This is a genomic window from Bradyrhizobium sp. USDA 3311 (genome assembly GCF_054062495.1).
Window position 1 is genome coordinate 2003784 of the sequence record NZ_JBSSFI010000001.1, and the last position, 12346, is coordinate 2016129.

The 12346-nt window shown below is 65.5% G+C and carries 10 protein-coding genes and 2 pseudogenes; 4 read left to right on the forward strand and 8 right to left on the reverse strand.

Going from position 1 to position 12346, the window contains the following annotated elements:
- Nucleotides 1-5: 5 nt before the first annotated feature.
- Nucleotides 6-774 (forward strand): annotated as a pseudogene (ubiG, locus tag ACVWW6_RS09420) (bifunctional 2-polyprenyl-6-hydroxyphenol methylase/3-demethylubiquinol 3-O-methyltransferase UbiG).
- A gap of 278 nt (nt 775-1052) precedes the next feature.
- On the forward strand, nt 1053-1952 hold the full coding sequence (locus ACVWW6_RS09425) for an EamA family transporter (RefSeq protein ID WP_304549342.1): 900 nt from the start codon (nt 1053-1055) through the stop codon (nt 1950-1952).
- A gap of 139 nt (nt 1953-2091) precedes the next feature.
- Here the strand turns inward: ACVWW6_RS09425 and ACVWW6_RS09430 are convergent, their stop codons facing one another.
- The 4 genes from ACVWW6_RS09430 to ACVWW6_RS09445 are packed head-to-tail and all read right to left on the reverse strand — an operon-like array spanning nt 2092 to nt 4566.
- Nucleotides 2092-2574, reverse strand: coding sequence for a DUF1178 family protein (locus ACVWW6_RS09430; protein ID WP_304549340.1), 483 nt, complete (start codon nt 2572-2574; stop codon nt 2092-2094).
- Nucleotides 2571-3449 carry a carbon-nitrogen hydrolase family protein gene (locus ACVWW6_RS09435; protein ID WP_060909843.1) on the reverse strand — a complete coding sequence of 293 codons (879 nt, stop codon included), beginning with the start codon at nt 3447-3449 and terminating at the stop codon, nt 2571-2573. Before ACVWW6_RS09435 ends, ACVWW6_RS09430 begins: the two co-directional genes overlap by 4 nt.
- Entirely contained in the window at nt 3446-3721 is a 276-nt protein-coding gene (gene grxC, locus ACVWW6_RS09440) for a glutaredoxin 3 (RefSeq protein ID WP_028175800.1), read from the reverse strand. The genes ACVWW6_RS09435 and grxC overlap by 4 nt, the downstream gene beginning before the upstream one ends.
- A gap of 47 nt (nt 3722-3768) precedes the next feature.
- Nucleotides 3769-4566, reverse strand: a complete 798-nt coding sequence (locus ACVWW6_RS09445; protein ID WP_456680591.1) for a ComF family protein — start codon at nt 4564-4566, stop codon at nt 3769-3771.
- A gap of 139 nt (nt 4567-4705) precedes the next feature.
- Between ACVWW6_RS09445 and ACVWW6_RS09450 the strand changes: the two genes are divergently transcribed.
- Nucleotides 4706-5554: a methyltransferase domain-containing protein gene (locus tag ACVWW6_RS09450; RefSeq protein ID WP_028175802.1), complete on the forward strand. Its 849-nt coding sequence runs from the start codon at nt 4706-4708 to the stop codon at nt 5552-5554.
- A 115-nt stretch (nt 5555-5669) separates the two neighbouring features.
- On the opposite strand, the pseudogene ACVWW6_RS09455 reads toward ACVWW6_RS09450, so the two are convergent.
- The 3 genes and pseudogenes from ACVWW6_RS09455 to ACVWW6_RS09465 all read right to left on the reverse strand — a co-directional run bounded on the left by ACVWW6_RS09455 (nt 5670) and on the right by ACVWW6_RS09465 (nt 8354).
- A pseudogene (locus tag ACVWW6_RS09455) lies at nt 5670-6081 on the reverse strand ((deoxy)nucleoside triphosphate pyrophosphohydrolase).
- Between the two features lie 5 nt (nt 6082-6086).
- Nucleotides 6087-7328, reverse strand: a complete 1242-nt coding sequence (gene argJ / locus ACVWW6_RS09460; protein WP_456680592.1) for a bifunctional glutamate N-acetyltransferase/amino-acid acetyltransferase ArgJ — start codon at nt 7326-7328, stop codon at nt 6087-6089.
- Between the two features lie 102 nt (nt 7329-7430).
- Nucleotides 7431-8354: a peptidylprolyl isomerase gene (locus ACVWW6_RS09465; protein WP_028175805.1), complete on the reverse strand. Its 924-nt coding sequence runs from the start codon at nt 8352-8354 to the stop codon at nt 7431-7433.
- A gap of 353 nt (nt 8355-8707) precedes the next feature.
- On the opposite strand from ACVWW6_RS09465, the gene secA reads away from it, so the two are divergent.
- On the forward strand, nt 8708-11548 hold the full coding sequence (gene secA / locus ACVWW6_RS09470) for a preprotein translocase subunit SecA (RefSeq protein ID WP_456680593.1): 2841 nt from the start codon (nt 8708-8710) through the stop codon (nt 11546-11548).
- 308 nt (nt 11549-11856) lie between these two features.
- Here secA and ACVWW6_RS09475 read toward each other — a convergent pair whose 3' ends face one another.
- Nucleotides 11857-12300, reverse strand: coding sequence for a MarR family winged helix-turn-helix transcriptional regulator (locus ACVWW6_RS09475; RefSeq protein ID WP_011083032.1), 444 nt, complete (start codon nt 12298-12300; stop codon nt 11857-11859).
- Between the last annotated feature and the right edge of the window lie 46 nt (nt 12301-12346).

The following is a 12346-nucleotide window of genomic DNA, read 5'->3' on the forward strand; positions in this document are numbered from 1 at the left end:
TAACCATGAGCATGCAGCAAAATACTTCCGCAACTGCCCAGCCGGGCTCGACCGTCGACGCCGCCGAGATCGCGAAATTCTCGAAACTCTCCGCGGAGTGGTGGGACCCCAAGGGCAAGATGGCGCCGCTGCACCGGATCAACCCGTTGCGGCTCGGCTATATCCGCGACGCCGCCTGCCGCAAGTTCGAGCGCAACGTGCGCAGCCTCAACTGCCTCGGCGGCCTGCGCGTGCTCGACATCGGTTGCGGCGCCGGCCTGCTTTGCGAGCCGCTGTCGCGGTTAGGCGCGCAGGTCATCGGCGTCGATCCCTCGCAGAGCAATATTGCGGCCGCAAAACTGCACGCCGACAAGAGCCATCTTGCGATCGACTACCGCTGCACCACGGTGGAGGAGATCGACCCGCGCGAGCGCTTCGACATCGTGCTGGCGATGGAGGTGGTCGAGCATGTCGTCGATGTCGGCGTTTTCCTGAAGCGCTGCGCCGCGATGCTCAAGCCCAACGGGCTGATGGTGGTCTCGACGCTGAACCGGAACTGGAAGAGCTTTGCGCTCGCCATCGTCGGCGCCGAATACGTCCTGCGCTGGCTGCCGCGCGGCACCCACGAATGGAACAAGTTCGTCACCCCCGACGAGCTGACGAAATACCTGCTCGACAACCGCCTCGTCATCACCGAGCAGACCGGCGTCGTCTACTCACCCTTCGCCGACAAGTGGACCCCTCTCCTCCGACATGGACGTGAACTACATGGTGGTGGCGGAAGGGATGGTGTGAGGGGCTGTTCGTGGCGGCCTAGCTGCATCCACACCCACGGTGTCGTCCCGGCGAAGGCCGGGACCCATACCCCCAGGAGAAGTTGCAGCGCGAAGCTCGTCACCACGAATCTTCGCCAAACCAAATCAAGTGGCTATGGGTCCCGGCCTTCGCCGGGACGACATCGGCGTTTGTAGCGAGAGCATCGCACCCATGACATCCCTGTGATTGACCTGCTTTGCTGCTAGCGGCAGGTTGGCCGCAAATCCTCTCCCGCCACACCATCCCCACCCACCCCCATGCTCACCATCACCAGCCTCTGGATTCCCTTCACCGTCATTGCCGCGCTCGGGCAGGTCGCGCGCAATGCGATGCAGCGGTCGCTGACGAAGCCGCTGGGGACGTGGGGCGCGACCAATATCCGCTTCCTGTTCGGCTTCCCGTTCTCGCTGCTGTTTCTTGGCGTCGTGCTGGTCGCGACCGGCGATCATCTCGGCATGCCGCCGTCGGTGTTCTGGCCCTGGCTGCTGCTGGGGGCGCTCAGCCAGATCGTCGGCACCGGGTTGATGCTGCTGGCGATGAACGACCGCTCCTTCGTGGTGACAACGGCATACCTCAAGACCGAGGCGATCCAGACCGCGATCTTCGGCTTCGTCTTCCTCGGCGATCATCTCACCTTGCTGAAGGTACTGGCGATCGTGGTTGCGACCGTCGGCGTCGTCATCACGGCGCTGCGGCCCGGCGGTGAGAAAAGCTTTGCCGAGCTGAAGCCGACCATTCTGGGGCTTGTGGCGGCCGCGGCATTCGCGCTGTCCGCGGTCGGCTTCCGCGGCGCCATCATCACGGTGCCGAACGTGTCTTTCGTAACGGCGGCGTCCTTCACGCTGGTGCTGGGCCTGTTCGTGCAGACTCTGATTCTGACGATCTACCTGCTCTGGCGCGCGCCCAAGATCCTGCAGGCGATCCTTGGCCTGTGGAAGCCGTCGCTGTTCGCCGGCTTCATGGGCGCCTTCTCCTCGCAGTTCTGGTTCCTGGCGTTCGCGCTGACCGCGGCCGCGAATGTCCGCACGCTCGCCCTCATCGAGGTGCTGTTCGCACAAGGCGTGGCGTACTACTCGTTCAAGCAGCCGATCGCGCCACGCGAGATCTTTGGCATCGCGCTGATCGTGGTCGGCGTGGCGGTGTTGGTGGGGGCGTAGTTGACTGTCATTCCGGGGCGCCCGAAGGGCGAACTATGGAGCGCAATTGCGCTCCTGAGAATCTCGAGATCCCCCGATGCGCAATTGCGCATCTGAGGTCTGATCCTTCGGACCATTCCGGGATGACGCGCTTCGCGCGTCAATTCCTGTCTTCCGGCAGCGTCGGCAGCGGCGAGACTTCGATGCCTTCGTCGATCAGCGACTTGGCCTCGTCGGGCGAGGCCTCGCCGTAGATCGGCCGATGCTCCTTGTCGCCGTAGTGCATCGCGCGGGCTTCGTTCGCAAAGCGCTCGCCGACATTGTCGGCGTTCTTCACGATGTGGTCGCGCAGCTCCTTGATCTTGGCGCGCAGCTCGCGCTCCTGCGCCATCAGCAGCGAGGTCGGTCCTGACGGCGCAGCCTCGGGCACGGGTGTTGAAGCGGGCTCCGGCGGAGGCGTGGCCGGCCCGCGGCCCTTCTTGCCGACGATGCGCGGCGCCATGATCGCCTTCTCGACCTTGGCCGAGCCGCAGATCGGACAGGTCACGAGCTTGCGCTTCACCTGCGAATCGTAGGCCGACGAGCTCTGGAACCAGCTTTCGAATGCGTGGTTGCGGTCGCAGTGAAGCGCGTAGCGAATCATGCCGATCCCCGCACCAGATGCAGATGATCCGGCCCGGCCTTGGGGTCGGCGACGCCGAAGCGGCGGCCGTGCTGGAGCGAAGGGATCGCCCGGCGCGCGGTCTCGACCTTGGCGGGATCGATCGTGGCCATGATAATGCCGGGCTCGACGTCACCTTCCGCGAGGATCTCGCCCCAGGGGTCGATGATCAACGAGTGGCCATAGGTCTCGCGCTTGTTCTCGTGCAGGCCGGCCTGCGCTGCGGCGAACACGAAACAGCCGGTCTCGATCGCGCGCGAACGCAGCAGCACGTGCCAGTGCGCTTCGCCGGTCTTGCGCGTGAAGGCCGACGGCACCGTGATGAAATATGCGCCGCTCTCGGCCAGCGCGCGGTAGAGGGCGGGGAAGCGCACGTCGTAGCAGATCGTCAGCCCGACCCGGCCCCAGGGCAGGTCGGAGATCACGGCGGTCTCGCCCGGCTGGTAATTGGCGGATTCGCGATAGCTCTCGCCGTCCGGCAGCTCGATGTCGAACATGTGGATCTTGTCGTAGCTCGCGAGCACATTGCCCTCGGGCCCGATCAGGAACGAGCGATTGACGGCTTTTTCGTCCGAGAACCGCAATGCCAGCGAGCCGACATGGATGTGGATCTTCAGCTCCGCCGCGAGCGCGCGATAAGCCTTCAGCGAGGCGTCGTTCTCTTCGCTCTGGAGGTGCTCGAACAGCGCCTTGCGGTTGAGCTGCATCATGTTGCTGACTTCGGGCGTCTGCACGTAGTCGGCGCCGTTGGCCGCTGCCTGCCGGATCAGCCTGGTAGCCTGCGCGAGGCTGGGCTCGGGCATCAGGCCGGTGCGCATCTGCACCATCGCGGCGGTGAAGGTCCTGTTGTCGCTCATGATTCGGCCTTCACGCTTTCGAGCATGCCGTCGAGCTTGCCCTCGCGGTCGAGCGCGTAGAGGTCGTCGCAGCCGCCGACATGGCTGCCGCCGATCCAGATCTGCGGGAAGGTCGAGCCCTCGCCGGCGCGGTCGTACATCTCGTCGCGCCAGGACGGGTTCCTGGCGACGTCGAATTCCGTGAAGGTCGCCTTCTTGCGGGTCAGCAGCGATTTGGCCGCGGAGCAATAGCCGCAGCCTGGTCTGGTGTAGATCTCGACGGCGGCGGTCATCTTGTCTGGCGCTCTCATGTCATGAATTCATTGAATTATATGGGACTTCACCTGACCTCCACAACCCGGGCAAAGACCAGCACGTCCACCTGGGCCGCTTTGGCGCGCAGCAAGGCACGGGCGCAGGCATCCAGCGTCGCCCCTGACGTCAGGACGTCGTCGATCAGGACGATGCGGCGGCCCTGCACCTCGGCCTGACGGTCGGGAGATACCTGGAATGCGCCCTGCACATTGGTGGCGCGCTGGGCCCGCGACAGGCCGATCTGCTGCTCGGTGGCGCGCACCCGGCGCAGCACCTCGCCTCGCACTTTCACCCCGCTCTGCCGCTCGACGCTTCGCGCCAGCGCCCCGGACTGGTTGTAGCGGCGGCGCCAGGCCCGTCGCCAGTGCAGGGGAACGGGGATCAGCATGTCGGCGCCGGCGAGCAGCTCGCCGCCCGCGCGCGCCATCCAGCGGCCCATCGCCGGCGCCAGATCGGTGCGGTCCTGGTATTTCAGCGCATGCACCAGCGTGCGTGCGACGTCGTCATAGCGCACCGCTGCGCGCGCCCGCTGGTAGGCCGGCGGACTCGCGATCGCCTCCATCGACAGCATGTCAGGGCCGGGATCGTAGACAAAGGGGATGCCGAGCCGCGGGCAATAGGGTCGTTCGATGAATGACAGCCGCGCCCAGCAGGCCGCGCAAACGCCCTCGCCATCCACCGGCTCGCGGCAGGACACGCACAAGGTCGGCAGCGCAATGTCGAGTGCGAGCCGTGCCGCGCGCGCCAGCGCGTGACGGCCGGCCGTCCATGCGGCACGCAGAGGGGCCGCGATGGAACGGGAAGGGGCGGCGTCGGCTTCCATGGGAGGAGGCTAGCGCTCTGCGACAATCCGCTCAAGCGGCTCGGTCTCGTGCTCCAGATGCAGCGCGCCGCGTCACTTGGTGCCGCACCGCGTCCGGGACACGGTTGCCAGAACGACTTGGATCGGCGTAACCAGCGGCATGGCTCAGAACGTGCAAACCCCGCCCGCCCTGTTCGATCGGGCCTTGCTGCACGCGCGGCAACGCCGTGCGCACGCGCAAGGCGCCGTGAGCTTCCTGCTCGATCGGGTGACCGAGGACATGTCCGACCGGCTCGCCGCGGTGATGCGGGAGTTTCACGCTCCGGCCGATCTCTGGACGCCCGGTGAAGGCCTCGCGGTCCTGCGCGCACGGCTGCCGTCACTTCAGCGGATTGCACTTGGCGAAACCGGCGAGGAGAAGCTGCCCTTCACGCCCGAGAGCCTCGATCTCGTCGTCTCGGCACTGGCGCTGCAATTCGTCAACGACCTGCCGGGCGTGCTGGCGCAGGTCCGGCGCGCGTTGAAGCCGGATGGCTTGCTGCTGGCCGCGATGATCGGCGGCGACAGCCTCACCGAGCTGCGCCAGGCCTTTGCTGCCGCCGAAGCCGAATGCGAAGGCGGCGTGTCGCCGCGCGTCGCGCCGTTCGCCGATCTGCGCGACATCGGCGCGCTGTTGCAGCGCGCGGGCTTTGCGCTGCCGGTCACTGACGTCGACCGTGTCGTGGTGCGCTACGCCAATGCCTTCGCGCTGATGCAGGATATCAGGCGCATGGGCGCGGCCAATGTATTGATCGAACGCCGCCGCACGCCGAGCCGGCGCGCGACGCTGCTGCGCATGGCCGAGATCTATGCCGAACGCTTTGCCGATTCCGACGGCCGCATCCGCGCGACATTCGACATCATCTGGCTCTCAGGCTGGGCCCCGCATGCGAGCCAGCAGCAGCCGCTCAAGCCGGGGTCGGCCAAGGCGAGCCTCGCGGAGGCAGTGAAGAAGGCGGGGGAAGAGTGATCCTCATGGTGAGGAGGCGCGTAAGCGCCGTCTCGAACCATGCAGGCCCCGCTCTTGCCGTGTGGCCATCCTTCGAGACGACCGCTTCGCGGTCTCCTCAGGATGAGGTCCGGCTTCACATCAGCAAATCAATCAAATGCGGGATCAGCGGAATGTCCGCGGGCGGGCATCGGGTAGTCGCGCAGCTTGTTGGCACGGACCCAGGCGAGGGTCTGGCCTTCGCGTGCGGCGACCATCCCCTCCCAGCGCCGGCAGATGTAGAGCGGCATCAACAGGTGGAAGGTCTCGTAGCCGTAGCTCGCAAAGGTCAGCGGCGCCAGGCACGGCTCGGCGACGGTAATTCCGAGCTCTTCATGCAGCTCGCGGATCAGGCTCTGCTCCGGCCGCTCGCCGGGCTCGAGTTTGCCGCCGGGAAATTCCCAGAGGCCGGCCAGCGCCTTGCCCTCGGGGCGCTGCGCGATCAGGACGCGCTTGTCGGCGTCGACGAGCGCGCAGGCCACCACCAGTGTGAGCTTGAGAGGGGTCATGGAGACTACGACCTGTAATCCCCGTTGATCGCGACATATTCCTTGGTGAGGTCGCAGGTCATGACGCGGTCGCGGCCCTTGCCGAGGCCGAGCGAGACCTTGATAGCGATCTCCGGCGCCTTCATCGCCTCCGACACCTGCGCCTCGTCGTAGTCGGGATCGCGCGCGCCGCTCCTGGCGACGCGGATGCCGTTGAAGGAGATCGAGAGCTTGTCGCGGTCGGCCGGCTCGCCGGCCTTGCCGACGGCCATCACCACGCGGCCCCAATTGGCGTCCTCGCCGGCGATCGCGGTCTTCACCAGCGGCGAATTGGCAATCGACATCGCGATCTTGCGCGCCGACGCCTTGGTCTTGGCGCCTTCGACGGTGATCTCGACCAGCTTGCGCGCGCCTTCGCCGTCGCGGGCGACCTGCTCGGCGAGGTTGGCGAGCACCTGGTTGAAGGTCTTGACGAAGGCCTTTAGCCTGGGGTCGCTGGCGCGGCTGATTTTGGGCGCGCCGTGCTCGGCGGCCGCGCCCGTCGCGAAGGCCAGCAGCGTGTCCGAGGTCGAGGTGTCGCCGTCGATCGTCACCGCGTTGAAGGTGTCCTCGACGCCGCTCTTGAGCAACGCTTGCAGGGCGGCCGGCGCGATCGGCGCGTCGGTGAAGACGAACGACAGCATCGTCGCCATATCGGGCGCGATCATGCCGGCGCCCTTGGCCATGCCGTTGATGGTGACCTTGGCCTTGCCGAGCTTGACGGTCGCGGTCGCGACCTTGGGGAAGGTGTCGGTGGTCATGATCGCCTTGGCCGCGGCGAGATAGTCGCCGGGCTCGGCGGTCTCGGCCAGTCGGCCCAAAACGCCGTCGAACTTGGTCGCGTCCAGCGGCTCGCCGATCACGCCGGTCGAGGCCAGGAAAATCTCGCTCTCGCTGCACCCGACGGCCTTGGCCGCGATCTTGGCGGTCAGCGCGGTGGAACTGCGGCCGGTCTTGCCGGTGAAGGCGTTGGCATTGCCGGAATTGACGACGAGGGCGCGCGCCTTGCCGCCCTTCAGCTTGGCGCGGCACCATTCCACCGGCGCGGACGGGCATTTCGACTTGGTGAAGACGCCGGCGACCGCAGTGCCCTTGTCCATCACCGCCAGAAGCACGTCGGTGCGGTTCTTGTAGCGGATGCCGGCCTCGGCCGTCGCAAGGCGGACGCCCGCGATCACGGGCATGTCGGGAACAGTCTTGGGAGCGAGGGGAGAGACGGAGGAGGACATCGCGGGGCGCCTTGGTGGGGTCTGGATATGCAGATGGCCGGGCATTTGCCCGGCCATTGCGACGTTAGATACTATTGGCGTCTGCGAAGTGACAGCGAATTCTTACTTCTTCGCAGGGGGCGCCATCTTGCTGTCGGAGGGCTTCGCATCGGAAGGCTTGGCCGCGTCGGCCGGCTTGGCGTCCGCGGCGGGCTGGTCCAGCCGCTCGACCTTGGCTTCCGTGCGCAGCTTGGCGACGTAGTCGGCCTGGGCCTTGCGGGTGACGTATTGCTCGATCTGGGCCTTGACCTGCTCGAAGTCCGGCGCCTTGCGGTTGCGCTTTTCCTCGACCTTGATGATGTGCCAGCCGAACTGCGACTTCACGGGGTCGGAGATCTTGCCCGGCTCCAGCGCGAAGGCCACCGCCGAGAATTCCGGCACCATCTGCTCCTTGGTGAAGAAGCCGAGGTCGCCGCCGTCGGCGGAGCCCGGATCCTTGGACTTCTTCTTGGCGAGTTCGGCGAAATCGGCGCCCTTGTCCAGCTCGGCCTTCACCGCCTTGGCCTCGTCCTCGGTCTCGACCAGAATGTGGCGGGCGCGCACCTCCTGCTCGCCGGTGATCTGCTTGGAGGCCTCCTCGTAGACCTTCTTCATGGCGTCGGGGGTGGTGGCGGCCTTGCCCTCGTTGGCGAGCAGGCTGTCCATCAGGAGGCGGTTGCGGGCGAACGCCAGGCGCTTCTTGAACTCCTCGCTGTCGGCGACCTTCTTGTCCTCGGCGGCCTTGGACACGATCTTCATGTCAATCAGGAAGGACAGGACGTTCTCGTCCTTGGTCGCCGGGTCCATCTGGGCGAGGCTCGGCCCGAGTTCCTCCTCGGCCATGGCGACGTCGCTCTTCTTGATTTCAGCGCCATTGACCTTCGCCAGGACCGGATCGTCGGCAGCCCGGCCGGGACCCGCGATCAGCGCCAGCGCAAGGCAGCCCACGAGGGCGGTGGCAAGGCCGAAGCGCAGGCCGGTTTTGGTTACCGGGAACGAGGTGGTCATGGAAAATCCTTTTGTTGAAGCAGGGGGCTGCTCGAGCGGGGCGGACACTCGCCCAATTCAGGGGGGCTTGGCAACGCGAAAAGTCTGTCAAAATGATGAATTAGCCGCAATGCGCCCGCCGTTGACAAGGCCCTGACCGGGCCATATCTCTGCCCGGTCGCGACCATGGCGATGGCGTTTATTTTGCTGCGTTTTTGGCCGTTGAACCCAGACTTGCCCAATTCCCACCCATATGGCGGATGACCCCCCGCAGTCCGGGCTCTGGCGCCATCAGCGTCACGGTGAGTTGATAGGCAGGCGGGGGACAACTTCTTGGCTGCAACGCGGTTAAATCGCGAACACAGGAACTAGGCATGATCGGCGCGCTCGCCCGCAAGTTTTTCGGCTCCGCCAACGACCGGCGGGTGAAGGGATATCAGTCCCGCGTCAACGCGATCAACGCGCTGGAGCCCGAGCTCATCAAGCTCTCCGACGAGGAGCTCAAGGCCCGCACGGCCGACTTCAAGAAGCAGCTCGCCGAGGGCAAGACGCTCGATGACCTGCTGGTGCCGGCCTTCGCGACCGTGCGCGAGGCCGCCAAGCGCACGCTCGGCCAGCGCCATTTCGACGTCCAGCTGATCGGCGGCATGGTGCTGCACGAGGGCGACATCGCCGAGATGAAGACCGGCGAAGGCAAGACGCTGGTGGCGACGCTTGCGGTCTATCTCAACGCGCTCGCCGGCAAGGGCGTCCATGTCGTCACCGTCAACGACTACCTCGCCCGCCGCGACTCCGGCTGGATGGGCCAGATCTACGGCTTCCTCGGCATGACCACGGGCGTGATCGTCCACGGTCTCGACGATGCCGAGCGCAAGACGGCCTATGCCTGCGACATCACCTACGGCACCAACAACGAATACGGCTTCGACTATCTGCGCGACAACATGAAGTACCGGCTCGAGGACATGGTCCAGCGGCCGCACTTCTTCGCCATCGTCGACGAAGTCGACTCCATCCTGATCGACGAAGCGCGCACGCCGCTGATCATCTCCGGCCCGCTCGACGACCGCTCCGACTTCTACAACACCATCGACGGCTTCCTGCCCAAGCTCGACAAGACCGACTACGACGTCGACGAGAAGCAGCGCACGGTGACGCTCACCGAAGCCGGCATGGAGAAGATCGAGACCCTGCTGCGCGACGCCGGCCAGCTCAAGGGCGAGTCGCTCTACGACGTCGAGAACGTCTCGGTCGTGCACCACATCAACCAGGCCCTGCGCGCGCACACGCTGTTCACCCGCGACAAGGACTACATCGTCCGCGACGACGAGGTCGTCATCATCGACGAGTTCACCGGCCGCATGATGCCGGGCCGGCGCTATTCGGAAGGCCTGCACCAGGCGCTCGAGGCCAAGGAGCACGTCCAGGTCCAGCCCGAGAACCAGACGCTGGCCTCGATCACCTTCCAGAACTACTTCCGCATGTACGAGAAGCTTGCGGGCATGACCGGCACCGCCGCGACCGAAGCGGACGAACTGTTCGACATCTACAAGCTTGAGGTCGTGGAGATCCCGACCAACCTGTCGGTCGCGCGTCTCGACGAGGACGACGAGGTCTACCGCACGCAGAAGGAAAAATACGCCGCCATTCTCGCCGAGATCGAGCGGGCGAACGCGCGGCTCCAGCCCGTGCTGGTCGGCACGGCGTCGATCGAGAAGTCGGAGGTGCTCGCCGAGTTCCTCAAGTCGAACGGCTACAAGCAGATCGATTTCGGCAAGGAGAACGCGCTCGACAAGCTCTATGCGGCGGCCCGTGCCGGCAAGCCGTCGAAGCTGTTCGCGGTCCTGAACGCGCGCTTCCACGAGCAGGAAGCCTATATCGTCGCGGAAGCCGGCGTGCCCGGCGCGATCACGATCGCGACCAACATGGCCGGCCGCGGCACCGACATCAAGCTCGGCGGCTCGCTCGAGATGCGCGTCCCGAAGGAAACCGCGGGCATCGAGGACGAGGCCGAGAAGGCCAGGAAGATCGAGCAGATCAAGGCCGACGTCGAGCGCTTCCGCGAGATCGTGCTGAAGGCCGAGGAGATCGTCGAGATCGAGCCGGCGAAGGGCTCCAAGCCCGCCAAGACCGTGACGAAGCCGGGCGGCCTCTACATCATCGGCTCCGAGCGTCACGAATCCCGCCGCATCGACAACCAGCTGCGCGGCCGATCCGGCCGCCAGGGCGACCCCGGCCGCTCGAAGTTCTTCCTGTCGCTGGAAGACGATCTGATGCGCATCTTCGGCTCGGACCGCCTCGACAGCATGCTCCAGCGTCTCGGCCTGCAAGAGGGCGAGGCCATCATCCATCCCTGGATCAACAAGGCCCTGGAGAAGGCGCAGCAGAAGGTCGAGGCCCGCAACTTCGACATCCGCAAGAACCTGCTCAAGTTCGACAACGTCCAGAACGACCAGCGCAAGGTGATCTTCGACCAGCGCGTCGAGCTGATGAAGGACGACAGCGTCGCCGAGACCGTTACCGACATGCGCCATGCCTTCATCGACGACCTCGTCGCCAAGCACGTGCCCGAGCATGCCTATGCCGAGCAGTGGGACGTTGCCGGCCTGAAGGAAGAGCTGAAGCGCGTGCTCGATCTCGACCTGCCGGTCGACGACTGGGCCAAGGAAGAGGGCATCGCCGACGAGGAGCTGCTCAACCGCATCGAGAACCGCGCCGACGAGCACATGGCCGCCAAGGTCGGGCAGTGGGGCCCCGACGTGATGCGTTACGTCGAGAAGACCATTCTGCTCCAGACGCTCGACCATCTCTGGCGCGAGCACCTGATCATGCTCGACCATCTGCGCCAGGTCATCGGCCTGCGCGGCTACGGCCAGCGCGATCCGCTGCAGGAGTACAAGACCGAGGCCTTCAATCTCTTCCAGGAGATGAGCGCGCACCTGCGCGAGGCCGTCACCGCGCAGCTGATGCGGGTCGAGATCGTCCCGCCGGAGCAGGAAGCGCCCGTGCTGCCGCCGATGGAAGCGCACAAGTTCGACCCGAACACCGGCGAGGACGAGATGGCGCTCGCCAGCGTCACGCTCGGCGCGCCGGCCTCCGACGCCGCCCAGCGCGATCCGAAGAACCCGGCATCCTGGGGCAAGATCGGCCGCAACGAGGATTGCCCGTGCGGCTCAGGCAAGAAGTACAAGCACTGCCACGGGCGGTACGCGTAACCGCTAGCTCGCTGTGATGCTCCGCGAAAGCGGGGCATCCAGTACGCCGCGGCGCTAGTTAAGCGCGACACCGCTGCAGCACATTCCGTCGTCATCCCGGCGAAGGCCGGGATCCATACCGCGGAATCTATCGAGAGCATGCAGTCGTTGCACCGCGCGAAGAAGCGCAACTAGCAGTCTTCGTCAAACCCAATCCTGGGGTAATGGGTCCTGGATCAGCGCTCCGCTCGAGACAACGCTGCGCGTTGTCGCGAGCTGCGCTTGTCCAGGACGACGTGGGTTGAGAAATCGCGTCCGATACGACGAGCTCAATTCGAGCTGTCGATCAAGCTCTCCAGCAGCCGCTTCAATTCGCTCGTCGACTTGTTGCCGTAGCTCTCCAGGATGTGCTCCTCCTGGTCCACCGCGAGCGAGTTGAGCTTCTTGCACAGCACCTTGCCGCGGTCGGAGATGAACATCAGCACCTTGCGGCGGTCGTTCGGGTCCTGCACGCGATAGACCAGCGTGTCGGAGACCATGCGGTCGATCATCTTGGTCAGCGTCGGATGGTTGAGCAGCACGGCGTCCGCAAGCTCGCCCATCGAATGGCCGTTGCCATCCGACAGCACTTTCAGGATGCGCCATTGCTCGACGGGAACACCTTCCTTGCTCAAGCGCAGTTCCAGCTGCCGGTTGATCTCCCGGTTGGCTTGCGCGAGCAGGTAGGCGAGATGTTCGGTGATCGGAGTGTTTTCTTTCGACGGTTTTGCCACGGCTAAGACTTCGTCTTGACCCAAATGAGTGAATGTCTTGCAATCA